Source organism: Aromatoleum evansii, from assembly GCF_012910805.1.
In the GTDB taxonomy this organism is placed as follows: Bacteria; Pseudomonadota; Gammaproteobacteria; order Burkholderiales; family Rhodocyclaceae; genus Aromatoleum; species Aromatoleum evansii.
This window is the reverse complement of record NZ_WTVK01000035.1, coordinates 12,712-38,249: the sequence shown is the minus strand read 5'-3', so window position 1 is coordinate 38,249 and position 25,538 is coordinate 12,712. Positions and strand designations below refer to the sequence as shown.

Below are 25,538 nucleotides of genomic sequence, written 5' to 3'. Positions count from 1 at the left end.
CGCGAACGGCCCGTCACGCCGCGATGCGCTCGAGCTGCAGGCGGTTGGTGAGCGTGATCGCGCGGCGACCGCGCGGGATGATGAAGCCGTCGCGCCGCAGCCGGTTGAGCACGCGCGAGAAGGTTTCCGGCGTCAGGTTGAGCTGCGACGCGATCGTTTGCTTGTCGCATGGAAGATGCACCTCGCCGTCGTCGCTGCCGGCGTGCTGCACGAGGTAGTGTGCGACGCGCTGGGTGCTGCTGCGCTGCGTGCATTGCTCCATCCCGTCGACCAGTTCGCGCATGCGCTCCGACAGCCGCGCCATCAGCGCCATCGCGAAGGCCGGCTGGGCCGACATCGCCGCCTGCAGCGCCCCGCGCTGGATGTGCAGCACCGTGCTGTTGCGCGTGGCCTGCGCCGCGAGGCTCGTACAGCTGTCGCTGAAGATGTTTTCCTCGCAGAATGTATCGCCCGGGCCGGCGAGCCGCACGACCTTTTCCGCCCCGGCGCTGGAGATCAGGAACAGCTTGAGCTCGCCTTCGAGCACGAGGTACATGCCACCCGGTTCGGCGCCGCGATGCATGAGGATCTCGCCCCGCGATGCGCGCAGCGAGCGAACGCCGTGGGCGAGGCGCCCGAGGGCGGCGGCATCGAGTCGATCGAAGGGCTCGATGCGGGCGAGAATCTGAACGGTCTGGGCCTGGATCGTGTTCATGGCAGGAAGCTCCCTGGGCGTCATGATGCGGGGTCTGGCCGACATTCTTCCGCAAGTGTAGATGCAGAAATCATGTTGATCCTAGTGGCATATGTCTCACTTTGCCGCCTACTACCTCTTCAGAGGTATTGGTGGTAAGTGGAAAGTGTCGGATTTTTATGGCTTTTTTTTGAACGGGAAATATCCGGTTACGGATCGGGGTATATGGAGGTATCTCCCATGAATCCAGCGGCGGCTGCGTCCGGGCGTGGATGGCGCGGACTGGCCCTGCGCATGTGGCACATGATCGCCGGCCGCGCCGTGCTGCTGCTTCTCCTGCTGGCCTTCTTTGCGGTCGCCCTCATCGGGGTCGCCGGCATCGGCGTGTCGGTCGTCGTCGTCGAGTCGGTACAGGGGAGCGCCAGCGCCGTGAACGTCGCGGGCAGCCTGCGCCGCCTCGCCCACCGGGCCGGCGGCCTGGCGGTGGCGCGCGGCATGGGGGCTGCGGATCAGGACGCGGTTCGCAACGCGGTTGCCCAGTTCGAGGCTGCGCTGGACAGCCCCGTCATCGCCACTGTGCTCGAGCGCCAGCCGAGCAGCGTCTTCGCATCGATCTTCCGTGGCATCGAGGCCGGCTGGACGACGCGCATCCGCCCCAGCCTGCTGCACATCCCCGAGGCGCGAGCGGACGATCCGCTCGCGACGGCGCGCTATCGCGCGCTGCTCGCCGACGTCGATGCGTTTGCCGAGGAGATCAATACGCTGGTGGCGGTGCTCGAGCACGAGGCCGAGTCGCGCATCGGCCAGCTGCGCACGATGCTGGGCGCCGCGCTCGCGCTGCTGGTGTTCGTCATCGCCGCGGCGCTGGCCGTGTTGCGCCGGGGGGTGCTCGGTCCGCTGACCGACTTGCGCGCCTGCGCGGCCCGCATCGCCCGGGGCGACTTCGGCGCGCGCAGCCGCTACACCGGGCCGGACGAACTGGGGCGGGTGGGGGACGCGTTCAATGCGATGGCCGACGAGCTATCGGTGGCCTACCGCGAACTCGAGGCGCGTGTGGAGAAGAAGACTGCCGACCTCACTCGCAGCAACCGTGCGCTCGAACTCCTCTACTACGTGATCGCGCGCCTGTACCACGCACCCGCGAGCAGCGAGACCTATTCCGAAACGCTGCAGGATCTCGAGCAGACCCTGGGGCTCACGGGGAGCTTCATCTGCATCGAGCCCAAGCACGGCGGGCCCGCATCGGTGATCGCCTCGACGATGGGTGAATGCGCCGAACGCGTGTCGGGCAGCGAGAGTTGTGCGCGCTGCTCGGGGCGTGCGGCGCCGTGGAGCTACCATCGCGAGGGCGATGTCGATGTGCTGTTGGTGCCGCTGCGCGACGCCGAGCGGCACTACGGAATGCTGCGCCTCGCCTTGCCGCCCGGGAAGCGGCTGGCGGAATGGGAGCGCGACCTGCTCGAGGCCGTGTCGCGCCACATGGGTATAGCGCTCGGCATCTCGCGCCAGAGCGAGCGCGAGCGTCTGCTCTCGCTGCAGGAGGAACGTTCGATCATTGCCCGCGAACTGCACGATTCACTCGCGCAGTCGCTGTCCTTCATGAAGATCCAGGTGAGCCTGCTGTCCTCGGCGCTGGCCGGGTCGCAGCTGCGCGAAGACGCCGCGCCCATCCTTGGCGATCTGCGCGAAGGCATCAACGCCGCCTACCGTCAGTTGCGCGAACTGCTGACCAGCTTCCGCCTGCGCATCGAGGGCGACTTCGCGCGCCTGCTCGGCAATACCGTGTCCGAGTTCGCCGCGCGCAGCGGCCTGCCGATCGCGCTCGAGCTCGATCTGGCGGGCGGGCATCTCAATCCGAACCAGGAGATCCATGTCCTGCACATTGTCCGCGAGGCCTTGTCCAACGCGGTGCGCCATGCGCAGGCGACCGATATCCGCGTCGCGCTCGCGCGCACCCCCCGCGGAGAGATCGAGGTCGTCGTCGAGGACGACGGCTGCGGCGTGGGGGACGGCGCCCAGGTCGCGGCGCAGCATTTCGGCCTTACGATCATGGCCGAGCGCGCGCGCGGGCTTGGCGGCTCGTTCGAAGTGCAGAACCGCCCGGGCGGCGGCACGCGCATCGTCGTGCGTTTCATGCCCGAAGCGGCCCCGGTGCGCCCCCAGATATCCATCGCCGTGGAAGGCAAATGAGCGAAACTCCGCAACGCGTCATCATCATCGACGACCACCCCCTGTTCCGCAAAGGCTTGATCCAGCTGCTGCGCACCGTGCCCGGGTTCCAGCTCGTGGCCGAGGCCGCGGACGGGAAGGAAGGCATCCGCCAGATCCTGCACCTGCGCCCCGACCTGCTGCTGCTCGACCTCAACATGAAGGACATGTCCGGGCTGGAGGTGCTGCGCTTCGTGAAGCAGGCCGATCTCGACACCCGCGTCGTGATGGTCACCGTCTCGGACGCTGCCGACGACCTCGTCGCCGCCTTGCGTGCCGGTGCCGACGGCTATCTGCTCAAGGACATGGAGCCCGAGGAGATGGTGGCGGCGCTGCACGCCGCCGCAGCCGGGCGCATCGTCGTCTCCGACGCCCTCACGCACCTGCTGGCCGCCGCCCTGCGCGACGACAAGCGCCCCGAGAGCGCATCGGCGGCCGGACTCACCGAGCGCGAGCAGGGCATCCTCGAGTGCATCGCCGGCGGCCTGTCCAACAAGCAGATCGCCCGCGAACTGAACATCGCCGAAGGCACCGTGAAGGTCCACGTCAAGCACCTGTTGCGCAAGCTCAATTTCCGTTCGCGCGTCGAGGCTGCCGTGTGGGCGGTCGAACACATGCGCAGCGAACGCTGATCCGCTTGTCCGGACGACTCCAGATGAGAGTCGTTCCCATCTTGACAGCAGTCAAGGTTCGGCGCTTCCCGCACGTGTCCAATGAAAACCATGGATGTTTCAGGGTATTGCGTTCGTTTCATGTCGACTTCACGCCGTGGTTTTCTCAGGGGCCGTTTCGGTTCCGATGCCGACATGCAGCGCCCGCCCTGGGCGGTTCCGGACGGCGCGTTCGAGGACGCCTGCACGCGCTGCGGAGACTGCCTGAAGGCCTGCCCCCCCGCGATTCTCGTGGCCAGTGCGGGCGGCTATCCAGCTGTCGATTTCAGTCGGGGTGAATGCAGCTTCTGCGGCGACTGCGTGTCGGCCTGCAAGCCGCGCGCGCTGCGGCGGGATGACGTTGCGGCAGCGCCGTGGCGGCTCAAGGCGGCGATCGGCGATGCCTGCCTCGCGCGGCGCGGGGTGGAATGCCGCGTGTGCGGCGAAGTATGCGGCGTGGCGGCGATCCGCTTCCGGCCCAGCCTCGGTGGTGTCGCGCAGCCCCTGTTCGACGCCGCCGGCTGCACCGGCTGTGGCGGCTGTCTGGCGCCCTGTCCGGCCGGCGCCATTGCAATGAAGGATGAAGTGGAGATGTCGGTATGAAGATCGCAAGTCTCGTCGTTCGGGTCGCTCCCGAGCACATCGAGGTGCTCAAGGATGCGCTGCAGAAGATTCCGGGCGTCGAGCTGCACGGCGCAAGCGCCGAGCTCGGACGCGTCATCGTCACCGTCGAGGACGGCGAGGGCTACGCGATGACCGATTCGCTGCTGGCGGTCAACCTGGCTCCGCACGCGCTCGGCGTGACGCTGGCCTACGAATATACGGATGAAGGTTTGGACAACGAATTGGAACACCCGGAACCGATACCGGGCCTGCCGCTCGCGGCGGACCGAATCGGCAGCGCTCAGGACAAGGAGGCTTGAAATGACCATGGATAGACGCGAATTCATCAAGACCAATGCCATCGCGGCCGCCGCGGCGACCGCCGGCATCGGCATCCCGGTGGTGGCCCAGGCGCAGGCCCAGCCCGCCGGCAACGCCTCCACGAAGGTGCGCTGGGACAAGGCCGCCTGCCGCTTCTGCGGCACCGGCTGCTCGGTGCTCGTCGGCGTGCAGAACGGCCGCGTCGTCGCCACCCAGGGCGACCCCGACTCGCCCGTGAACCGCGGCCTGAACTGCATCAAGGGGTACTTCCTGTCGAAGATCATGTACGGCAACGACCGGCTCACCAAGCCCCTGCTGCGCATGAAGAACGGCAAGTACGACAAGAACGGCGAGTTCGCGCCAGTCACGTGGGACCAGGCCTTCGACATCATGGCCGAGAAATGGAAGGCCGCGATCAAGCAGCACGGAAACGATTCCGTCGCGATGTTCGGCTCCGGCCAGTGGACCATCTGGGAAGGCTATGCCGCGGCCAAGCTGCACAAGGCCGGGCTGCGCAGCAACAACCTCGACCCCAACGCGCGCCACTGCATGGCCTCCGCGGTCGCGGGCTTCATGCGCACCTTCGGCATCGACGAGCCGATGGGCTGCTACGACGACATCGAGAACGCCGACGGTTTCGTGCTGTGGGGCTCGAACATGGCGGAAATGCACCCCATCCTGTGGTCGCGCATCACCGACCGCCGCCTGTCCAAGGAAGGCAGCGAAGTGCACGTGCTGTCGACCTTCGAGCACCGCTCCTTCGAGCTCGCCGACAACGGCATGATCTTCGTGCCCAACACCGATCTGGCGATCCTCAACTACATCTGCAACTACATCATCCAGAACAAGAAAGTTAACACCGAGTTCATCAAGACGCGGGTCAACTTCAAGAAGGGCGAGACCGACATCGGATTCGGCCTGCGTCCGAACCACGCCCTCGAAGCCAACGCCACCAACAACGGCTATCCCGGCGCCGACGGCAAGCCCAAGGGCAACACCGGCGCGGCGACCGACATCAGCTTCGAGGAATTCGCCAAGTTCGTGTCCGAGTACACCGCCGAGAAAGTGTCGAAGCTCTCGGGCGTCCCCGTCGATCGCCTCGAGCGCATGGCCAAGCTCTACGCCGATCCGAACAAGAAGGTTGTCTCGTTCTGGACCATGGGCTTCAACCAGCACACCCGCGGCACGTGGGTGAACAACATGATCTACAACGTGCACCTGCTGACGGGCAAGATCTCCGAGCCCGGCAACAGCCCGTTCTCGCTCACCGGCCAGCCCTCCGCCTGCGGCACCGCGCGCGAGGTCGGCACCTTCGCGCACCGCCTGCCGGCCGACATGGTCGTCACCAACCCGATGCATCGCGCGATCACCGAGAAGATCTGGCAGCTGCCCGAAGGGACGATTCCCGAGAAGATCGGCTACCACGCCGTTGCCCAGAGCCGCGCGCTCAAGGACGGCAAGATCAAGTGCTACTGGACCAGCACCACCAACAACATGCAGGCCGGCCCGAACGTCAACGGCGAGATCTACCCCGGTTGGCGCAACCCGGAAGCCTTCGTCGTCGTCTCCGACTGCTATCCGACCGTCTCCGCGCTGTCCGCCGACCTGATCCTGCCCGCCGCGATGTGGGCGGAGAAGGAAGGCGCCTTCGGCAACGCCGAGCGCCGCACGCAGTTCTGGCGGCAGCAGGTGTCCGCGCCGGGGCAGGCGAAGTCCGACCTGTGGCAACTCCTCGAGTTCTCCAAGCGTTTCAAGGTCGAGGACGTGTGGCCCGCCGAGCTCATCGCGAAGAAGCCCGAGTACAAGGGCAAGACCCTGTTCGACGTGCTGTACAAGAACGGCTCGGTCAACAAGTTCCCCCTCGCCGACGTCGAGAAGGCCAACGCGCATGCGATCCCCGGCTACATGAACGACGAGTCCAAGGAACTCGGCTTCTATCTGCAGAAGGGCCTGTTCGAGGAATACGCCCAGTTCGGTCGCGGCCACGGCCATGACCTCGCCGACTTCGCCATGTACCACAAGGCGCGCGGTCTGCGCTGGCCGGTCGTCGAGGGCAAGGAAACCCTGTGGCGTTTCCGCGAAGGCTACGACCCCTACGTCAAGACCGGCGAGGGTGTGAAGTTCTACGGCCACAAGGACGGCAAGGCAGTGATCTTCGCGCTGCCCTACCAGGATCCGCCCGAGATGCCGGACAAGGAATTCGACATGTGGCTGTGCACCGGCCGCGTGCTCGAGCACTGGCACACCGGCACGATGACCCGCCGCGTGCCCGAGCTGCACCGCTCGGTGCCCGAGGCGCAGATCTTCATGCACCCGGACGACGCCACCAAGCGCGGCCTGCAGCGCGGCATGATGGTCAAGGTCGTGTCGCGCCGCGGCGAGATCACCGCGCGCCTGGAAACCCGCGGTCGCAACAAGCCGCCGGTCGGTCTCATCTTCATCCCCTTCTTCGACGAAGGGCGCCTGGTGAACAAGCTCACGCTCGACGCCACCTGCCCGATCTCGAAGGAAACGGACTTCAAGAAGTGCGCCGTCAAGGTGCTCAAGGTCTGACGGAATAGGGCAGCGGAGCGCGGATCATGGGTGACATGCAGGACAAGCCGGTCGGCCAGGGAGGCACCTCGCCCCGCCGCCGCTTCCTCCGGGAAGTGGCGGGGGTGGCGGGCGGCGCCTGCCTGCTGTCGCTCGGCGTCGGCCTGTACGCGAAGCAGGCGAGCGCCCTGCCCGCGGTCGCCCTGCGTCCGCCCGGCGCCCTGGCGGAAGGTGACTTCCTCGCCGCCTGCGTGCGCTGCGGCCTGTGCGTGCGCGACTGTCCGTATGACACGCTGAGGCTTGCCGAACTGGGCGACGGCGTCGCGACCGGTACCCCGTACTTCGCCGCACGGCAGGTCCCGTGCGAGATGTGCGAGGACATTCCCTGTGTCGTCGCATGCCCGACCGGAGCGCTCGACCGCAGCCTCACCGACATCGGCAAGGCGCGCATGGGTCTCGCGGTGCTGATCGACCACGAGACCTGCCTCAACTTCCTCGGTCTGCGCTGCGACGTCTGCTATCGCGTGTGCCCGGTCATCGACAAGGCGATCACCCTGGAACGCCAGCACAATCCGCGCTCCGACCGCCACGCGATGCTGCTGCCCACCGTGCATTCCGACTACTGCACCGGCTGCGGCAAGTGCGAGAAATCCTGCGTGCTGCCGGGCGAAGCGGCGATCAAGGTGCTGCCGGTCAGGCTCGCTCAGGGTTCGAAGGCCGAGCACTACCGCAAGGGTTGGGAAGAGAAGGAAGCCGCAGGCCAGTCCCTGATCGGCGAGCAGATCGAACTGCCCGTGCGCGGCCTCGAAGGCAAGTCCTACGGCGACACGCGCGTGCTGCCGGGGCAGGGGCCGGCTCCTGCACCTGCCACGCCAGCCCGGCCGGACAGCGGTCTCGACTCGGGGTGGAAGCCATGAGCGCCACCACGACCAAGGCCGCACGTCCGCGCATCGGCGCCGAAGCCATCGCCGGCAAGGGCTGGCTGGGCGCACACAAGTGGCTCGTCCTGCGCCGCCTGTCGCAGCTCGGCATCCTCGCGCTGTTCCTCGCCGGCCCGTGGTTCGGGGTGTGGATCGTCAAGGGCAACCTCTCGTCCAGCCTCACGCTCGAGGTGCTGCCGCTCACCGATCCCTTCCTGCTCGCGCAGTCGCTCGCGGCCGGAACGCTCCCGTACAAGGAGGCACTGATCGGCGCCGGCATCGTCGTCGCCTTCTACCTCCTCGCCGGCGGCCGCGTGTTCTGCTCCTGGGTGTGCCCGATGAACCTCGTCACCGACGCTGCCGCCTGGCTGCGCCGGCGCCTCGGCCTCAAGGGCGGCAAGATCCCCTCCGGCGACACCCGCTATTGGCTGCTCGGCTTCATGCTGGTGGCTGCGTTCTTTACCGGCAGTCTCGCGTGGGAATGGGTCAATCCGGTGTCGATGCTGCATCGCGGCCTCATATTCGGCTTCGGCCTCGCGTGGGGCATCGTCGGCGGCGTCTTCCTCTACGACCTGCTCATCGCCACGCGCGGCTGGTGCGGCCACCTCTGCCCGATGGGCGCCTTCTACAGCCTGCTCGGCAGCACCGCGCTGGTCCGCGTCAGCGCCGCCCGGCGCAGCGCCTGCGACGACTGCATGGACTGCTTCGCCGTGTGTCCCGAACCCCAGGTCATCCGCCCCGCCCTCAAGGCGGCCGGCCAGGACCATCCCGTCATCCTCGACCGCAACTGCACCAACTGTGGCCGCTGCGTCGATGTATGCGGCAAGAACGTTTTTCGAATCACGACCCGATTTGATAGGAGCGAGTCATGAAAAAACAGACCCGTAACCTGACGCTGGCGCTCGTTGCCGCCGTGAGTTTCGGTTTTCTCGGCGGACAGGCCGCCTTCGCCCAGCAGGTGCAGAGTCTGCGCGGCGCACCCGTCGACGCGGCCGAGCCGGTCACGCCGGCCGCGCACATCCGGCCCGACGGGCCGGCCATCGCGCGCGACTACGTGCAGCAGCCGCCCTTGATCCCGCACAAGGTCGAGGGCTACGAAGTCACCAAGAATTTCAACAAGTGCATGGACTGCCACGCCTGGAGCCGCTACCAGGAGTTCAACGCGACCAAGGTCAGCCTCACCCACTTCAAGGACCGCGACGGCGGCGAACTGTCGAACATCTCGCCGCGTCGCTACTTCTGCCTGCAGTGCCACATTCCCCAGACCGACGCCAAGACGCTGGTCGACAACAACTTCAAACGCGCCGAGGGCCTGCGCTGATCCTCGACGCATAAAGGACAGGGAACCAACATGACCCAGGACAACAACAACGCGAAGGGCAGCCTGTGGCAGCGCCTGCGTCGCCTCGCCTTCGGCGTCGTCGGCATTGCCTTCGTCGCCGGCATCATCTTCTGGGGCGGCTTCAACACGGTGCTCGAACTCACCAACCGCGAAGCCTTCTGCATCGGCTGCCACGAGATGAAGGAAAACGTCTTCAAGGAGTACCGCAACACCATTCACTACCAAAACCGCACCGGCGTGCGCGCCACCTGCCCGGACTGCCACGTGCCCAAGGAATGGATTCCCAAGATCATCCGCAAGATCCAGGCGTCCAACGAAGTCTTCCACCACCTGCTCGGCTCGATCGACACCCCCGAGAAGTTCAACGCCAAGCGCGTCCAGCTCGCCCAGAACGAATGGCGCCGCATGAAGAAGAACAACTCGCAGGAGTGCCGCAACTGCCACAACTACGAGTACTTCGACTACTCCGTGCAGGGTCGCCGCTCGAACAAGGCGCACCAGGCCGGCTTGGCCGAAGGCAAGACCTGCATCGACTGCCACAAGGGCATCGCCCACTCCCTGCCGCCGATCGAGCAGGACATCGGTGCCGCGCGCGAAAGCGTCGCGCCGGAGGTCTTCCATCCGCCGGTTGCGCCCAAGCAGGAGTAAGCTTCCCGCGGTCTGCCGGTCCCGCCGCGATTTCATCTATCCATTGGTGAAATCGCGGTTTTTCCCATTTCCGGGGCTCCCGAATCGGTCCCGTCTGTGGTTAAATCCACGCCCATGCTTTATGCCAACGATCTCGCCTGCGTGAAGGGTGACCGCCCGCTGTTCCGTGGCCTTTCCCTGCGGGTCGCACCGGGGGACCTGCTGCGCGTCGCCGGCCCCAACGGATACGGCAAGACCAGCCTGCTGCGCATCCTGTGCGGCCTGGCGATGCCCGAAAGCGGCGAAATCCTCTGGAACGACGTCCCCATCAATCGCGACCGCGAAAGCTACCATCGTTCCCTGCTGTACCTCGGGCACGCTCCCGCGCTCAACGACCTGCTCTCGCCGCTCGAAAACCTGCGCTTCGCCTGTTCCTCCGGCGGCGACAAGGTCGATGAGGATGCCTGCATCGATGCCCTCGTGCGCATCGGCCTCGCCCAGCAGCTCGACCTGCCCGCGCGCGTCCTCTCGCAGGGGCAGCGCCGGCGCGTCGGTCTGGCCCGCCTGTTCCTCGAGGCCGACCGCAAGCTGTGGATTCTCGACGAGCCCTTCACGGCGCTCGACGTCGCTGCGGTGGCCGACCTCACTTCCACACTCTCCGAACATTGCGCCGCCGGCGGCATGGTGGTGCTCACCACCCACCAGGATGCCCCCTTCGCCAAGGCCCCGACGGTGCTCGATCTTGCCGAGGTAGCCTGTTGAGTCGCGCCCTGGGTCCTTTCGCCGCGGTCCTCGGCCGCGATCTCCTGCTTGCATGGCGCGGCCGGGCCGACGTCCTCGTCACGCTCGCGTTCTTCGTCGTCGTCGTGTGCCTGTTTCCCTTCGGGGTCGGCGCCGAGCCCAACCAGCTGCGAGCCATCGCGCCGGGCGTGCTGTGGGTGGCGGCCCTGCTGTCCACCCTGCTGTCCCTGCACCGCCTGTTCGCGCAGGATCACGCCGACGGCACGCTCGAACAGCTTCTGCTCACGCCCGAGCCGACCGTCCTGTGGGTCGTCGCCAAGATCAGCGCCCACTGGATCGCCACCGGCCTGCCGCTGGTCGTCGTCGCGCCTGGCCTGGCGCTGCTCTTCGACGTGGAGCAGGGGGCGCTGGGGGTGCTGGTCCTGTCCCTGGCGCTCGGAACCCCGATCCTCGCGCTGCTCGGAGCGGTCGGCGCCGCGCTGACCCTCGGGCTACGTGGCGGCGGCATGTTGCTCGCGCTGCTGGTGTTGCCGCTCTTCGTGCCGGTGCTGATCTTCGGCGCCGGGGCGGTCGATGCCTACTTATCCGGGGTCGGTGCGCAGGCACATCTTTTGCTTCTAGGTGGCGGCCTGTTGGCTACCCTGGCCCTTGCTCCGCTGGCCTGTGCGGCAGCCCTCCGAATTGCGGTTGAATGATGAAAGATATGCAAAAGCCCGAACGCAGCAAGAGCATCTTCCGTTTTGCTGCTCCCCAGATGTTCTACCCGCTGGCCGGCAAGCTCGCCCCCTGGTTCGCAGGCATCGCCGCGGTCCTCGCCGCAGCCGGCATGTGGCTGGGGTTCTTCGTCGCGCCGACCGATGCCGTGCAGGGCGAGGTCTACCGCGTGATCTACATCCACGTCGCCGCGGCATGGATGTCGATGTTCGTCTATCTCGTCATGGCCTTCTGGTCCTTTGTCGGGCTGGTCATGAACACGCGCCTGTCCTTCATCATGTCGCAGGCGCTCGCGCCGACCGGCGCCATGTTCTGCTTCGTCGCGCTGTGGACCGGTGCGCTGTGGGGCAAGCCGACCTGGGGTGCCTACTGGGTGTGGGACGCGCGCCTGACTTCCCAATTGCTGCTCCTATTCCTGTATTTGGGATTCATGGCACTGACCCGGGCGATCGAAGACCCGCGTCGCGCCGACAAGGCCGGGGCGATCATCGCGCTCGTCGGCGCGGTCAACGTGCCCATCATCTATTTCTCGGTGAAGTGGTGGAACACCCTGCACCAGGGGGCTTCCGTCAGTCTCAACAAGGCTCCTTCGATGGCGACGACCATGCTGACCGGGATGCTGGTCATGGCGCTCGCCGCGTGGGCCTACACCATCGCGGTCACGCTGTGGCGCGTGCGCTCGCTGATCCTCGAACGCGAGCGCCATACCGATTGGGTTGCTGCGGAACTGAATGCGCTGGAGGGCAAGATCTGATGCAGTGGGAATCCTGGAGCGCCTTCTGGGACATGGGCGGATTCGCTCCCTTCGTGTGGGGCAGTTACGGCGTGACGCTGTTGCTCGTGGTCGGGGAACTGATCCTCGTCGTGCATCGTCGTAGGGATACCGTACGGCGCCTGTTGCGCCTGCGTCGGGCCAGTGCGGCCGGCGCGGGCGGGCGCCGTGCTTTTGAGGAGATCGTTGAATGAAACCCCGTAGCAAACGGCTCATGCTGCTCGGCGGCGCCGTCGCACTGCTTATCGGAGCGGTGGCTCTCGTGCTCACCGCGTTCCAGGAGAACCTCGTGTTCTTCCACACCCCCACCGAGGTGGCCGAAGGAAAGGCGCCGACCGGTCGCACCTTCCGCATCGGCGGTCTGGTCGAACCCGGCTCGATCAAGCGCGCCGCCGACGGCGTGACCGTGCAATTCGCGATCACCGACACCGCGAAGGCCATCCCCGTCACCTACAAGGGTTCGCTGCCCGATCTCTTCAGCGAGGGCAAGGGGGCGGTCGTGCAGGGCAAGATGAGCCCGGATGGCCAGTTCACCGCCTCGGAAGTGCTCGCCAAGCATGACGAAAACTACATGCCGCCCGAAGCCCAGCACGCGGTCGACCAGGCGCAGAAGGCCGCCAAGACGGTGAAGCAATGATTCCCGAACTAGGCCACTTTTCCCTCATCCTCGCGCTGATCCTCGCGGTCGTGCAGGGCGTCGTGCCGCTCGTCGGCGCGAGCCGCAACCGCCTCGCGCTGATGTCCGTCGGACGCACCGCAGCGCAGGGCCAGTTCCTGTTCATCGCGTTCTCCTTCGGCTGTCTCACCTGGTCCTTCATCAACAGCGACTTCTCGCTGCAACTCGCCGCCAGCAACTCGCATTCGCTGACCCCGGTCATCTACAAGATCACAGGCGTGTGGGGCAACCACGAAGGCTCGCTGTTGCTGTGGGCGATGTCGCTCGCGCTGTGGACGGTTGCCGTGACCGTGTTCAGCCGCAACCTGCCCGAGATCTTCATGGCGCGCGTGCTCGGCGTGCTGGGCCTCGTCAGCACCGGATTCCTGCTGTTCCTGCTGATCACGTCCAATCCGTTCGACCGCATCCTGCCCGGCGCACCCGAAGGCCGCGACCTCAATCCGCTGCTGCAGGATCCGGGCATGATCATCCATCCGCCGCTGCTCTACATGGGCTACGTCGGCTTCTCGGTCGCCTTTGCGTTCGCGATCGCTGCGCTGCTGTCCGGCCGCATGGATGCCGCCTGGGCGCGCTGGTCGCGTCCGTGGACCACGGTTGCGTGGGTCTTCCTCACCGCCGGCATCGCCATCGGCTCGGGCTGGGCCTACTACGAGCTCGGCTGGGGCGGCTGGTGGTTCTGGGATCCGGTCGAGAACGCCTCGTTCATGCCGTGGCTGCTCGGCACTGCCCTGATGCACTCGTTGGCGGTCACCGAGAAGCGCGGCGCCTTCCGCAGCTGGACCGTCCTCCTCGCCATCGGCGCGTTCTCCTTGTCGCTGATGGGCACCTTCCTCGTCCGCTCGGGCGTGCTCACCTCGGTGCATGCGTTTGCCACCGACCCCGCGCGCGGATTGTTCGTGCTGGTGCTTCTGGTGCTGGTGATCGGCATCTCGCTGGCCCTGTTCGCCTGGCGTGCGCCCACCCTGGCCGGGGGCGGCAGCTTCAGCCTCGTCTCGCGCGAAGCCTCGCTGCTCGGCAACAACGTCCTGCTGTCGGTCGCCTGCGGCTCCGTGCTGCTCGGCACGCTCTATCCCCTGTTCGTCGATGCGCTGAACCTCGGCAAGATCTCGGTCGGACCTCCGTACTTCGAAACCGTGTTCGTGCCGCTGATGACCCCGGTGATCGTGCTGATGATGATCGGCCCCTTCGTGCGCTGGAAAGGCGACGACGGCCACAGCATCCTGCGCAGGGTCGGACCGGGCCTGGTCGCGAGCATCGTCCTGGGCATCGGTATCGCCTTTGCGATCGGCCATGTCACGTGGCGCACCGTCCTGGGCCTGTCGCTCGCGGCGTGGGTCCTGATCGGTAGCGTGCAGATCCTCTGGCAGCGCCTCGCGGATCGCGCCGGTGCCGGCACCGGGGCGCGCCTGCGCAGCATCCCCGCCGCGTGGTGGGGCATGTGGTTCGCGCACCTGGGGATCGGCGTCTTCATCATCGGCGTCGCCATGGTCGGCAGCCTGAACAGCCAGATCCAGGTCAAGATGCTGGCCGGTGACACGGCGCAGCTGGCGGGCTACACCTTTACTTTCCGCGGCGTGGCCAATGCGCCCGGCCCGAACTACGCCGCGGCCCGCGCGACGATCGAGGTCAGCCGCGGCGGTGTCACGTTCGCGACGCTCACGCCCGAGAAGCGTTTCTACGAAGCGCAGGGCATGCCGATGACCGAGGCCTCGATCGACATCGGACCGCTGCGCGACGTGTACGTGAACCTCGGCGACCAGCTCGAGGACGGCGCCTGGGTCGTGGGCCTGTTCTACCGTCCGTTCATCAGCTGGATCTGGTTGGGCTGCACCCTGATGGCCTTGGGCGGCATCTTCGCCGCTGCCGACCGCCGCTACCGCCGTCTGGCCGAACGCGAAGCCCCTGCCGGGGCGGCGCGCCAGGTTGCCTGAGAGGTTCCATGAAAGCGAAGTTCCTAGTACCCCTGTTCATCTTCCTGCTGCTGGCCGGTTTTCTCGGCTACGGCCTGAAACTCAATCCGCGCGAGGTCCCTTCGCCCCTGATCGGCAAGCCGGCGCCGGCCTTCCGTGTGCCGCAGCTGCAGGCCGAGGACAAGACCATTGCGCCGGAGGACCTGAAGGGGCGCGTGTGGCTCCTCAACGTCTGGGCCTCGTGGTGCATTTCGTGCCGCTACGAGCATCCGGTTCTGGTCGATTTTGCCCGCAACAGCCCGGTGCCCATCATCGGCCTCAACTACAAGGAAGTGCGCGGCGACGGCGCGCTCGATGTGAAGGGCCTGGACCCCGCGACCGAGCTGGCCACGGCGCGCCAGCGCGCCCGCCAGTGGCTCGTCGAACATGGCGGCGATCCGTACATGGTGTCGGCCGTCGATCTTGATGGACGCATCGGCATCGACTATGGGGTCTACGGTGTTCCGGAAACCTTCCTGATCGACCAGCAGGGTGTGATCCGTTACAAGCACATCGGACCGATCACGCCGGAGTCGCTGCGCGACGTGCTGATGCCCAAGATTGCGGAGCTGCAACGTGCGAGCTGAGCTGATGCGCCGCCTGGCGCTTGTTGCGGCGCTGTCGCTGCCCTTCGCGGGCCACGCCGGGGAAGCGGCGCCGGTCGCCGACGATCCCGCCCTCGAAGAGCGCGTGATGCGCCTGTCGCACGACCTGCGCTGCCTCGTTTGCCAGAACCAGTCGATCGCGGAGTCCAATGCTCCGCTGGCAGTCGACCTGCGCAACCAGGTCCGCGAGCAGTTCCTCGCGGGCAAGGACGAAGCGGCGGTCGTCGACTATCTCGTCGCCCGTTATGGCGATTTCGTTCTCTACCTGCCGCCGTTCAATGCGACGACGATGCTGCTCTGGCTCGGGCCGGCGCTATTGCTCGTCGCCGGTGCCGGATGGCTCGGCTGGCGCCTGCGCAGGCGCGTCCGCGAGGCTCCTCCGCCCCTGAGCGCGGAGGAGCATGCCCGCGCTGCCGCCCTGCTTGATGGCACTGCCAAACCTTCCCAGGAGTCCCGCTCGTGACCGTTTTCCTGATCCTGGCCACCTTGCTGGTGGCCGGCGCCCTGCTGCTCGTGATCCCGCCCATGTTGGGCGCGGGCGCAAAGGCGCGCGAACATGCTGCACGTCAGGAACAGGTCCGCACCGTACTGATCGTGCTGCGCGAACAATTGGCCGAGCTCGAGGCCGACCATGCCGCAGGCCGCATCGCGGAAGCCGACTACAAGCGTTCCCGCGAGGAACTCGAGCAGCGCGCGCTGACGGAGGCCGGCACCACCGAGGCCGGCGTCGACGTCGCCCCCGCGCGTGGGTGGGCGCTTGGTGTGGTGTTTGCCGTCCCGGTTCTTGCGGTGGCGGTGTACCTGGTGCTCGGCACGCCCGAAGGACTGGATCCGGCCAGCGCCAGACCTGCGCCCGAGGCCGGTCACCAGATCACGCCCGAACAGATGCAGGCAATGGTGGTTCAGCTTGCCGACCGGCTCGAGCGTCAGCCTGACGACGTACAGGGCTGGATGATGCTCGGGCGTTCGTTTGCCGTGATGCAGAATTTCCAGGGCGCCATGGCGACCTGGGCCAAGATCGGCGCGAAGATCCCGGATCATCCGGACATCCTCGCTGATTGGGCGGACCTGCTGGCCGGCGCCGCCGGGCGCAAGTTCGAGGGCGACCCCGACCGGCTCATCGCGCGCGCGCTCGAACTGGCGCCGAATCACGTCAAGGCGCTGGCCCTCTCCGGCACCTCGGCATTCGTCCGGCACGACTACGCGAGCGCCTCCGCTCAATGGGAGAAGATCCTCGCCTCCATGTCGCCCGGTGACGGTGCGTACAGCTCGATTCTCGCGAGTATCAACGAAGCTCGCGCCAAGGGTGGGATGGCCGCTTTGAACCCGCCCGCGGGTGCGCAGATGGCGGGAATCGGGGCGCCTGCTGCGCGCGATGAAGGCTCGGCCGCCTCGGCGCCTCTAACGCTTCGCGGTCGCCTGAGTCTCGCACCCGAGCTCGTGCAACAGGCCGGCAGCGACGCGACCGTCTTCGTGTTCGCGCGTCCGCTGCAGGGCGGAATGCCGATCGCCGCGTTGCGCATGCGTGCAGGCGAGTTGCCGGTCGAGTTCGATTTCACCAACGCCCAGCGGATGTCCCAAGGGCCGTTGCCCGAACAGATCGCCGTCGGCGCACGCGTCTCGAAGGGAGGCGGCGCGACCGCCGCTGCGGGCGATCTCGAGAGCCAGACCGTGCTCGTCGCGCCCGACGCCCAAGGCGTCAGCATCGTGATCGACCGCGTGCGCAAGTAAGCCACCAGCGACCGTCGAAGGGTAAGGGCGTGGTGCCGTTGGCGCCACGCCCTTTTTGTTTATGCGCCCGGCAGGGGGAGACCAGCGATCGCCGTCGCCCGCGGGGGCGACACCATCGAAGGCGGATGCGACGATCCGGCCCGCCGGTGCACCGCGCGAATCCTCGTCGAGGGTCGCCGCTGCCCGCATCCTCCATGCCGCCAACAACCCGTGATCCTGTGCCCTCAACGGCCTCAAGCCGGACGACAGGTGGGGGCGCTGGTCAGGCTGCGGACACGGAGCAGCGAGGGCAGCCGGTCGTCGCTTCAAGCAATCCGCGGGGCGAAAAAAAGCCGCCCCGGGTGTTGGGGCGGCTTGGTGATACGGTGAAGGGTCTGACCGCTGGCTCAGCTGGCCGGGCGGATATGCGCCACCCCGCCGTAGCTGCCGATCCAGAGGTCGCCTTCCTTGGTCGTCGTCATCGAGAACACGGTGTCGTTGAACAGGCCATCGGAAGACTTCATGATGCGGAACTGGTTGCCTTCCTTGACTGCAAGACCGCTGTTCGTGCCCACCCACAGGCGGTTCTGCTGATCGCGGTGCAGCATGAAGACATGGTTGCCGGGCAGGCCTTCGGTCGTCGTGTAATTCGTCCACTTCTCGCCGTCGAAGTGGGCCAGGCCGCCACCCCAGGTGCCGGACCACACGGTGCCATCGGCGTCGACGACCAGCGAGATGATGTAGTTCGGGTTGTAAGCCTGATCGATCCCTTCGAGTCCCATCTCGCGCTTCTGTTGCGCGTGGTGCAGCGATTCCTTCGCGGGGTCGCTCTTGAACGTGATCGCCTGCTTCACCCTCTCGTAATCCGCCCCGATCCCGCGTGCGTGGTTCCAGTTATCCCACTTGCCCTCGACAAAGCGTGCCATCCCGCCTTCGGTGGCAAGCCACATCTCGCCGTTCTTGCCCTCCGCCAGGCCGTACACCCAGTCGTTGGGCAGGCCGCCGTCGGTGTTCTCGACGGTGTAGAGTTCCCAGGCCGACGGATCCTTGAGCTTTCCGCCGCGCACGCGATTCACGCCGGACCAGGTGGCGATCCAGATGTCGCCCGTGCGCGTTTCAACCACGTCGTAAACGAACGCATCTCCGAGTCCCTCGGGGATGTTGTAGGTTTCCCAGGTGCCCGTGGCCTCGTCGAGCATGGACATTCCGCCGCCGTACGTACCCACGGTGATCTTGCCCTGGACGCGGCCAACGTAGAACATGCCGTTCGACAGCAGTCCGGTCTGGTTGTCGTAGAGCTTGAACTTGTCGGTGCGTGTGTCGTAACGGATGACGCCTCCGGAGGTGGCGACCCAGACTACGCCCTGATCCGCATAGATCTTCTTTACGTTCTTGTTGCCGACGCGGAAGTGGGTGAATTTTTCGTTCGGATCGACGCCCACCTTTCCTTCGCGAACTTCCTGTCCGCCGGTCGCGGCGTGGGTGCCGGCCGGTGCGCTGGCGACGGGTGCGGGCGACGGCGCCTTGCTCTGCTGCTGGCCCAGCGTATATGCGCCGACGATCGCGACGGCGCCGACGATGGTGGCGACGGCTGCAACTTTGTAACTCATGCGAAAGACTCCACTTTAAGTTCCGATTGTCGTCCGGAGCGCGATATCCGAGCCGGGCCGGGACGAGTCTGATTGCTCATTTACTTGCCGATGATTGCCACGCCGCGACGTGTGCCAACCCAGATGTCACCGTTGTCGGTAGCGGCGATCGTATAGACGTGGGAATCAAGCAGGCCTTCCTTGGTCGTGTATGACTGCCACTTCTTGCCGTCGAAACGCGATACGCCCTTGTCCGTTCCGAACCAGAACACGCCTTGCTTGTCCTGTGCGATCGAGTACACGATATTCCCGACGAGGCCGTCCTTGCTGTTGTAGTTCGTCCAGGTCTTCCCGTCGAAGCGCGCGACCCCGCCGCCCCATGTGCCGACCCATGCGTTGCCCTGAGGGTCGATATGCATTGCGAAGGAATAGTTCGGGTTGTAGGTCGGCTGACCGTGTTCCATGGTCGTGAGGTCGTGGCGCGAACGGGTACCGAGGCCGGTATTGCTCGACGCAGGGAGCTGGTCTGCGTTCGGTGCGCCGAGGCCGTCCTTGTGGGTCCACGACTTCCAGGTCTTGCCGTCGAACATCGACACGCCGCCTTCGGTCGCGAACCACGCGCGCCCCTTGGCATCCACGTCGAGCCCGTACACCCACTCGTTGATCAGCTCCTTGACGTACTTCTTGAACTCCCCGGTCTTGACGTTGAAGTGATTGACGCCCGCCCAGGTGCCGATCCAGAGGTTGCCGTCCTTGTCATTGGCGTAGGAGTAGATCCAGTAGTCGGCCAGGCCGTGCATGGGGAAATAGGTCTTCCACTTGCCGTCCTTGTAGCGCGAGGCCCCACCGGCGTTCGTTCCGAACCACTTGTAGCCCTGGCTGTCGATGCCGACCGCAAACACGTATTCGTTTGCCAGGCCGTCGGCACGGGTGAAGGTATTGCGCGGCTTTCGCGTGGCGAGGTCGATCTCATGCACGCCGGCCGAGGTGCCTACCCACATCGTATTTTTTTCGACGGTAAGTGCACGCACGTACACGGTGTCGCCGACATTGAACGTCTCGCGTACGCGATAGTCCGCGGCCGTTGCCTGCGCGAGAGCGGTGCTGCTGAAACAGGTGAGGGACAAACCGACGGCGGCCAGAGCGCGCCGAGCGTGTTGCAGGTCTAGGGTCATCGTTGAAGGGTCCGTAGATAGGCGATTACGTCAAGAATTTGCTGATCGCGAAGGATGCCGTTGAACGAAGGCATGGACTGCTTGCCAGTCCGGATGGACATCATGAGCATGGTATCGGGTTGCATCAGCCGCTCACCCCGGGAAAAGTGCGGTGCATTGGGTAGCACGGCCTGGCCTCCGACGCCGTGGCAACCGACGCAGTACTGCATGTAGATCTGCTGGCCCGCCATCACGTTGGCCGCCTGTGCGGGACTCGTGAGCACGGAAAACACGGCGCAGACGAGCGCGACTGCTGAGCGGATCATCGTCTGTCTCCCTTCTTGCGCTGCGCGCCACGGATCTTGGCGAGCTTTTCGTCCCATTCCTTGGCCTTGGCGGAGTCGGGCGCGATGCCGAAGGCGCCTTCCCGGTAGGCGCGAGCGACCGCCTCGACGGCCGTAAGCTCCCCGAACTCGCCTGCCTTGAGGATGAAGTCGCGGGCTTCCGGGCTGGTCTTGTCACTGGCCTCGAAACGCGCGTCACCTGCGATATAGGCGAGACCCAGCGTGATGATGGCGCTGCGATGTCCTTGCGCCGCCGCGGCGCGCATGAGCTTGTTGGCTTCGCCGAAGTCGGCGGTGACGCCTTCGCCCGTCATGAACATCTTGGCCAGACCGTACTGGCCTTCCGAGTTCTGCTGATCGGCAGACTTACGTAAGTAAAGCACCGCCTGGTCATCGAGTTCCGCGCTGTCGAGAATGGTCCCGTAAAGCGCCTGGGCGCCGGCGTGGCCTTCGTCCGCGGCCTGCTTCAGTGGGACCATCGCGCCGACGAGGTCGCCGGCATCGTAGGCAGCCAAGCCCTTTTTGTAGTCGTCCTCGCTGCTCCCATAGGCAACCGACGACGCAACGAGCAATGCGCAGGTCGCAAACAGCTGTCTGAAAGTGAGAACTAAATTCCCAGTTCCGAGAGATTTCATTCAGGCTTCCTTAGTCGAAGTTGGAGTCGTGAGCCGAGCCGGTATTGCCAGCGCCGCTCCTGTGAATGCCAAATGCCTCAAACTCCTCCAGCTTCCGGTAGAGGCTCGACAGCCCGATCCCGAGTTTCTGGGCCGCCGTGCGCCTGTCTCCGCCAGTTTCATCCAGCATGCGGTAGATCACGCTCGCCTCGAAGTCGCGCAACTGGTCGCGCAAGCTCCGCTGGGTAGCAATGGATGTGCCATGGGCCGTTGCGAGCGAAACGGTGCGCGCAATCTCGGGCGGAAGGTCATCAAGGGTGATGCAATTGTCCTCGGCAAGAATGCATGCGCGATTGATGACGTTTTCCATCTGGCGAACGTTGCCCGGCCACGGGTAGCCGATCAGCAGTCGTTCAACCTCGTCGGATACGGTCAGGCAGGTCGCCGCGTCGCGCTGGTCGCGCGCGCGGTCGAGGATAAAGCGAATGAGGCCGCGGATATCTTCCTGGCGCTCCCGCAAGGGGGGGATGTGGATGTGGAACATGCTCAGGCGGAAGAAGAGGTCCTCGCGGAAAGTGCCCTCCTTGACCATCTGGCTCAGGTCGCGGTTGGTCGCCGCAATGATGCGACAGTCGACGCGACGCGACTGTTCGCTGCCGACGGCACGGATTTCCTTTTCCTCGATGGCGTGCAGGAGCTTGGTCTGCATGAGCATCGGCAGTTCGCCGACCTCGTCGAGGAAGAGAGTCCCGAGGTCGGCCTGGAGGAACAGGCCCTTGCGTGCCTTGTCGGCGCCCGTGAAGGCCCCCTTGGTGTGGCCGAAGAACTCCGCCTCCATCAGCGTTTCGGGAATGGCGCTGCAGTTGACCGGAAGGAACAGGTGTTCGCTGCGCCGACTCTGCTCGTGGATCAGGCGGGCGAGAACTCCCTTGCCGGTTCCGGACTCGCCGGTGATCAGAACCGTGCTGTCGGTCGGTGCGACCTTGCCGGCAAGCCGCTCGACGGCGGCCATGGAGGGCGAAGTGAAGCGGAACTTGTCCGAGTCTGCCTTGGCGAACTTGCGCAGAACGCGGTTTTCCTCGCGCAGTCCGCGCAGTGCGGCGATCTGTTGCACGCGGTGCAACAGCTCCTCGACGTTGAACGGCTTCGTCACGTAGTCGGACGCCCCCAGTCGGAGCGCCTCCACCGCCGATTCCATCGAGGCGAATGCCGTGACCATGATGAAGTTGGTCTCGACCCCCGACTCCTTGATCGACCGCATGAGATCGACACCGTTGCCGTCGGGCATCTTGATGTCGCAAAGTGCCAGGTCGACGTCTCCTCGGACAAGCTTGGATGCGGCTTCAGTGCAATTGCGCGCCTCGTCGACGGAGTAGCCCGCCTGCCGACAGGCGTCAGCGAGAATCTCCCGGACGGCGCGCTCGTCGTCGATGACCAGTATGTGCATCGAATTCCCTTGTGATGTGGATGCTGTCCAGTTCAGTTGTCAGTTTGCCCGTTCGGGCGCAGGGGCAGGCGAATGCGTGCAGTCGCGCCCTTGCCGGGTTCGGAATCGAGCGTGAGGGAGCCCCCCGCATCCTCGATCAGTTCGCGGCTGAGGGAAAGTCCCAGGCCGGTGCCCTTTCCGGCCGGTTTTGTCGTGAAGTACTCGTCGAACACCTTTACGAGCGTATCGGCGTCCGCGCCGGCGCCGTTGTCCGTGATCTCCACCAACGCCTCGTGCTCGAGTGCCTGCGTGCGTACGAGGATCCTCGCGGGGTGATCAGCCGGCATGTCCTCGAGGGCATCCGCAGCGTTGAACAGGAGGTTCATCAGCACTTGTGTCAGGTGATCGCCGATCGCCCTCAAGGCCGGCATCTCTCCGTCGAGCTCGGTGGTCATCGCGATGCGCCGGAAGCGCCGGTCGTAGCTCACGAAGGCGCAGGTGTTGCTCACGAGTTCATTGAGGTTGAGCAATTCCGGGCGCTGGGCCTGTGGTCGCGTGAAGTCGGCGATCTGCCGCGTGATGGCCGAGATGCGCCGTGCCTGCTCGAGTATCAGCCCGGGGTGGCAGGAAACACCGTGGTTGGGGCATTGCTGTGATTGCTGTACCTGGCTCATCGCGCTGGCCACTCCGGTGATCGCAGCGATTGGATTGTTGATCTCATGCGCGAGTTGCGCGGCGAGCGAGCCGACAGCCACCATCTTTTCGCGATGGAACTGCTCGAGGCGCGCGCGCTCGATGTGCCGCTCGCGCTCGCGCAGATCCTGCTGCATGCGGTTGACGGCGTGCATCAGCGTTCCCAGTTCGTCATTGCGCGTGACCGGCAGAGGCGCATCGCGGTTTCCGTTCACGATCCCGTGTGCATGCGCTTCGAGCTTGCGGATGTCCCAGGTCAGGCGGCTGAAAAATATCGCAGTAACCGCGCCGACCAGGATCAGTCCGATCACGAGCATGGCCAAACTGCTGAGTGTAATGCGATCGTAATTTTCGCGGTACTGGTCGAGCAGCTTCAGCCGGTGCGCGTGAGCGTTCTTGGTCACGCCATCGAGTTCGATGATCAGCTCGTTGAGCGTCGAGCGTGCCACATCGAGCGTGCTGAGGGTCGGCGATTGCGCGAGGTCGCGCACCAGGGCATGCAGCTTCCCGGAAAGCATGAGGACCGTCGGATGGCGGTTCTGTATCGCTTCGAGCAGGGACAGACTGGCTTCCACCTCGATCATGGAGCGGATTGCCGACGATGCCAGGTCGTCGTCGGAGAAGCTCATGTTCACCGCGAACAGCGTGCGCGCCATCGAGGTGTTGATCTCGAGGAGCTGGGCTTCGGTGCGATGGGCCATCTCGAGTTCATCGACCACTCTGAGCAGGCCCTGCCGCTGCGTTTCGGTGGATACGCCGATCAGCAGCGAGTACGCAACCATCAGGATGAAGGCGATGATCCCCTTCGCGCGGAGCGACAGCGAGCGCGACGGCCGCCCGGGCTGTTCCGTCGGTTGAGTATCGTCGTCGGTCATGTCGTCGAGACCGTCGGCGGTGCTGAAGATCGTGTTCATCTGGTTTCTCGGGCGCGTACCACTTCCGTCGGAATTGTCGGGCTACACTAGACGCGCCTGCTCATTTTCTCAGATGGCGCGATTGCCCGCACGGTGGTGCCACGGAGGCGGTGAAACATAAGAGCGCGGGATGGATGATACGTTCGCCATGGCGTGAAACGGTACGGTTATTGCGTGCGCGTCGGCAACTGCACCGGGAGCGCGTCGCAGCTCCCGGAAACAGAACTGAATTGATAGGGAGAAAATTCTTTCATGTTGCGTCGTCTTTCCTTTTGCATGATGTTGCTGGCCGGAGCCGTGCATGCCGCTCCCATCGAGGATGCGCTTCGCCACTACGATGGCGGCCAGTTCGAGGCCGCCGCCCAGCAACTCGCGCCGCTTGCCGAGGGGGGGAATCCCGTAGCGCAGGAAAGGCTTGCGATCATGTATTTCTATGGGCGTGGCGTTCCGGAGGACGAGGACAAGGCACTGCAGTGGGCGCGCCGCAGCGCCGATCAGGGAAATCTCGATGCCATGTATTTCATTGGCAACATGTACGTGTTCGGGGAGAAGCTGCCGAAGTCCGTGCAAGACCCGGACCAGGAGGCTGCGCGCTGGTATTTCGAAGCTGCACGCAAGGGGCATGCCGAAGCGGAGTATGGCCTCGGGCTGCTGTTCCTGGCGGGCAAGGGGGTAGTGCAGGACCAGGAGGAGGCGATGCGCTGGATTCGCTCCGCTGCGGATCATGGGCATCCGGGCGCGCGATCCTTCCTCGGTGGCTCGAAGGGGAGCGGGCACTGAGTGGCACCCCGACCCGGCCGCGGTCCGGGGCGTACCCTGGCTGACCATACGGGGCTCCGCATGAATTCATCGCACATGGACCGGAGGGGCGGATGAGCTTGCGCTGGATGACGGGCGTCGTTGCCGCGATTTTCGCCGTGGCCGTGGCGGCTCAGGTGCCGGCTGAGGGAGGCGATCAGAAGCGCCGGTTGATCGAGCAGAAGATCCGGCTCGTCGAGGCGCTGCTCAACTCGCCGGCGGCCAGAGGCGCGGCGGAGGGGAGCGACGCGGATCCCAGATCACTGATCGAGCAGGGGAAGCAGGCGATCGGCGAGGCGCGCAAGGCGCTCGCCGAGGCGCGTTTCGACGAGGCCGCAAAGCTTGCGGACGAAGCCTTGCGATCCGTCTCCAGTGCGTCGCGCCGGATGTCTCCTGGCGAGGGTGGATTGCCGGAGAGCGCGCAACGCAAGAATCTGCAGGATCTTGGCGATCAGGTCGGCATGTACAGGAATTCGGTCGAGGAATTGGCCAAGGATTCCCAGCGTGCAGCGCCCGCTCGGGCATTGCTCGGACGCATCGACGCTCTGACGGCCGAATCGAGGCAACTCGCAGATGCTGGGCGGATCGGCGAGGCCGGAAAGAAAATGGCCGAAGCCTACAAGGTGGCAGTCGAGGAGTTGTCGCGCCTGCGGGCAGGCCAGGAAGTCCTGCTGTCGCTGAAGTTCGATACGCCTGCCGACGAGTACGCCTACGAGAAGAAGCGCTTCGCGAGCAACGAGATCATGGTGGACATGATGCTTGCGGAGGGACGTGCGGCGGGGGACAAGCGCCGTCTGGTCGACGGTTTCGTCGAGGAGGGGCACAAGCTCGGCGCACAGGCCGATGAGCAGGCGAAGGCGGGCAGGCATGCGGAGGCGGTCAAGCTCATGGAGCAGGCCTCGGCGCAGCTGATCCGGGCTCTGCAGTCGATGGGCGTACCGGTGTTCTGACGCGGGGGCGGTG

At 65.6% G+C, this 25,538-nt stretch carries 27 protein-coding genes; 20 read left to right on the top strand and 7 right to left on the bottom strand.

Going from position 1 to position 25,538, the window contains the following annotated elements:
• Positions 1–13: 13 nt before the first annotated feature.
• On the bottom strand, positions 14–694 hold the full coding sequence (locus GO615_RS17660) for a Crp/Fnr family transcriptional regulator (RefSeq protein ID WP_169130502.1): 681 nt from the start codon (positions 692–694) through the stop codon (positions 14–16).
• 219 nt (positions 695–913) lie between these two features.
• Between GO615_RS17660 and GO615_RS17655 the strand changes: the two genes are divergently transcribed.
• From GO615_RS17655 to ccmI, 18 genes are all read left to right on the top strand, one after another.
• Complete coding sequence (locus tag GO615_RS17655) at positions 914–2,863, top strand: ATP-binding protein (RefSeq protein WP_169130500.1); 1,950 nt, start codon at positions 914–916, stop codon at positions 2,861–2,863.
• A complete protein-coding gene (gene narL / locus GO615_RS17650; protein WP_169130498.1) occupies positions 2,860–3,513 on the top strand; it encodes a two-component system response regulator NarL in 654 nt (217 codons plus the stop codon). The genes GO615_RS17655 and narL overlap by 4 nt, the downstream gene beginning before the upstream one ends.
• Positions 3,514–3,633: 120 nt before the next feature.
• Positions 3,634–4,134 carry a ferredoxin-type protein NapF gene (gene napF, locus GO615_RS17645; protein WP_169130496.1) on the top strand — a complete coding sequence of 167 codons (501 nt, stop codon included), beginning with the start codon at positions 3,634–3,636 and terminating at the stop codon, positions 4,132–4,134.
• The gene (locus tag GO615_RS17640; RefSeq protein ID WP_169130494.1) at positions 4,131–4,454 is read left to right on the top strand and encodes a chaperone NapD; all 324 of its coding nucleotides are present in this window, start codon (positions 4,131–4,133) and stop codon (positions 4,452–4,454) included. The genes napF and GO615_RS17640 overlap by 4 nt, the downstream gene beginning before the upstream one ends.
• Position 4,455: 1 nt before the next feature.
• Complete coding sequence (gene napA / locus GO615_RS17635) at positions 4,456–7,008, top strand: nitrate reductase catalytic subunit NapA (protein ID WP_169130492.1); 2,553 nt, start codon at positions 4,456–4,458, stop codon at positions 7,006–7,008.
• Between the two features lie 26 nt (positions 7,009–7,034).
• Positions 7,035–7,904 (top strand): ferredoxin-type protein NapG, encoded by an 870-nt coding sequence (gene napG / locus GO615_RS17630; protein WP_169130490.1) that lies wholly within the window; start codon positions 7,035–7,037, stop codon positions 7,902–7,904.
• On the top strand, positions 7,901–8,779 hold the full coding sequence (gene napH, locus GO615_RS17625; RefSeq protein ID WP_169130488.1) for a quinol dehydrogenase ferredoxin subunit NapH: 879 nt from the start codon (positions 7,901–7,903) through the stop codon (positions 8,777–8,779). The genes napG and napH overlap by 4 nt, the downstream gene beginning before the upstream one ends.
• Complete coding sequence (locus tag GO615_RS17620; protein WP_169130486.1) at positions 8,776–9,228, top strand: nitrate reductase cytochrome c-type subunit; 453 nt, start codon at positions 8,776–8,778, stop codon at positions 9,226–9,228. Before napH ends, GO615_RS17620 begins: the two co-directional genes overlap by 4 nt.
• A 30-nt stretch (positions 9,229–9,258) precedes the next feature.
• A complete protein-coding gene (locus GO615_RS17615) occupies positions 9,259–9,897 on the top strand; it encodes a NapC/NirT family cytochrome c (RefSeq protein ID WP_169130484.1) in 639 nt (212 codons plus the stop codon).
• Between the two features lie 114 nt (positions 9,898–10,011).
• Positions 10,012–10,638, top strand: a complete 627-nt coding sequence (gene ccmA, locus GO615_RS17610; RefSeq protein ID WP_169130482.1) for a cytochrome c biogenesis heme-transporting ATPase CcmA — start codon at positions 10,012–10,014, stop codon at positions 10,636–10,638.
• Entirely contained in the window at positions 10,635–11,312 is a 678-nt protein-coding gene (gene ccmB, locus GO615_RS17605) for a heme exporter protein CcmB (protein WP_169130480.1), read from the top strand. The genes ccmA and ccmB overlap by 4 nt, the downstream gene beginning before the upstream one ends.
• A gap of 8 nt (positions 11,313–11,320) precedes the next feature.
• On the top strand, positions 11,321–12,085 hold the full coding sequence (gene ccmC / locus GO615_RS17600) for a heme ABC transporter permease CcmC (RefSeq protein WP_169130478.1): 765 nt from the start codon (positions 11,321–11,323) through the stop codon (positions 12,083–12,085).
• Positions 12,085–12,297 carry a heme exporter protein CcmD gene (gene ccmD, locus GO615_RS17595; RefSeq protein WP_169130467.1) on the top strand — a complete coding sequence of 71 codons (213 nt, stop codon included), beginning with the start codon at positions 12,085–12,087 and terminating at the stop codon, positions 12,295–12,297. Before ccmC ends, ccmD begins: the two co-directional genes overlap by 1 nt.
• Positions 12,294–12,740 (top strand): cytochrome c maturation protein CcmE, encoded by a 447-nt coding sequence (ccmE, locus tag GO615_RS17590; protein WP_169130465.1) that lies wholly within the window; start codon positions 12,294–12,296, stop codon positions 12,738–12,740. The genes ccmD and ccmE overlap by 4 nt, the downstream gene beginning before the upstream one ends.
• Positions 12,737–14,710 carry a heme lyase CcmF/NrfE family subunit gene (locus GO615_RS17585; protein ID WP_169130463.1) on the top strand — a complete coding sequence of 658 codons (1,974 nt, stop codon included), beginning with the start codon at positions 12,737–12,739 and terminating at the stop codon, positions 14,708–14,710. The genes ccmE and GO615_RS17585 overlap by 4 nt, the downstream gene beginning before the upstream one ends.
• A gap of 8 nt (positions 14,711–14,718) precedes the next feature.
• Positions 14,719–15,315, top strand: a complete 597-nt coding sequence (locus GO615_RS17580; protein ID WP_169130461.1) for a DsbE family thiol:disulfide interchange protein — start codon at positions 14,719–14,721, stop codon at positions 15,313–15,315.
• 4 nt (positions 15,316–15,319) lie between these two features.
• The gene (locus tag GO615_RS17575) at positions 15,320–15,796 is read left to right on the top strand and encodes a cytochrome c-type biogenesis protein (protein WP_169130546.1); all 477 of its coding nucleotides are present in this window, start codon (positions 15,320–15,322) and stop codon (positions 15,794–15,796) included.
• Positions 15,793–17,064 carry a c-type cytochrome biogenesis protein CcmI gene (ccmI, locus tag GO615_RS17570; protein WP_169130459.1) on the top strand — a complete coding sequence of 424 codons (1,272 nt, stop codon included), beginning with the start codon at positions 15,793–15,795 and terminating at the stop codon, positions 17,062–17,064. Before GO615_RS17575 ends, ccmI begins: the two co-directional genes overlap by 4 nt.
• Before the next feature lie 386 nt (positions 17,065–17,450).
• Here the strand turns inward: ccmI and GO615_RS17565 are convergent, their stop codons facing one another.
• The 6 genes from GO615_RS17565 to GO615_RS17540 all read right to left on the bottom strand — a co-directional run bounded on the left by GO615_RS17565 (position 17,451) and on the right by GO615_RS17540 (position 23,777).
• The gene (locus GO615_RS17565; protein ID WP_169130457.1) at positions 17,451–18,653 is read right to left on the bottom strand and encodes a ligand-binding sensor domain-containing protein; all 1,203 of its coding nucleotides are present in this window, start codon (positions 18,651–18,653) and stop codon (positions 17,451–17,453) included.
• 80 nt (positions 18,654–18,733) lie between these two features.
• Complete coding sequence (locus GO615_RS17560; RefSeq protein ID WP_169130455.1) at positions 18,734–19,807, bottom strand: ligand-binding sensor domain-containing protein; 1,074 nt, start codon at positions 19,805–19,807, stop codon at positions 18,734–18,736.
• Entirely contained in the window at positions 19,804–20,112 is a 309-nt protein-coding gene (locus GO615_RS17555) for a c-type cytochrome (protein ID WP_169130453.1), read from the bottom strand. Before GO615_RS17555 ends, GO615_RS17560 begins: the two co-directional genes overlap by 4 nt.
• Entirely contained in the window at positions 20,109–20,765 is a 657-nt protein-coding gene (locus GO615_RS17550) for a tetratricopeptide repeat protein (protein WP_169130451.1), read from the bottom strand. Before GO615_RS17550 ends, GO615_RS17555 begins: the two co-directional genes overlap by 4 nt.
• Positions 20,766–20,775: 10 nt before the next feature.
• Positions 20,776–22,191, bottom strand: coding sequence for a sigma-54-dependent transcriptional regulator (locus tag GO615_RS17545; RefSeq protein WP_169130449.1), 1,416 nt, complete (start codon positions 22,189–22,191; stop codon positions 20,776–20,778).
• A gap of 32 nt (positions 22,192–22,223) precedes the next feature.
• Positions 22,224–23,777 carry a sensor histidine kinase gene (locus tag GO615_RS17540; protein ID WP_169130447.1) on the bottom strand — a complete coding sequence of 518 codons (1,554 nt, stop codon included), beginning with the start codon at positions 23,775–23,777 and terminating at the stop codon, positions 22,224–22,226.
• Positions 23,778–24,053: 276 nt separating this feature from the next.
• On the opposite strand from GO615_RS17540, the gene GO615_RS17535 reads away from it, so the two are divergent.
• Together GO615_RS17535 and GO615_RS17530 are read left to right on the top strand one after the other, a co-directional pair.
• Positions 24,054–24,557: a tetratricopeptide repeat protein gene (locus GO615_RS17535; protein ID WP_169130445.1), complete on the top strand. Its 504-nt coding sequence runs from the start codon at positions 24,054–24,056 to the stop codon at positions 24,555–24,557.
• Between the two features lie 92 nt (positions 24,558–24,649).
• On the top strand, positions 24,650–25,525 hold the full coding sequence (locus tag GO615_RS17530; RefSeq protein WP_246262348.1) for a hypothetical protein: 876 nt from the start codon (positions 24,650–24,652) through the stop codon (positions 25,523–25,525).
• The last annotated feature ends 13 nt before the right edge of the window (positions 25,526–25,538 follow it).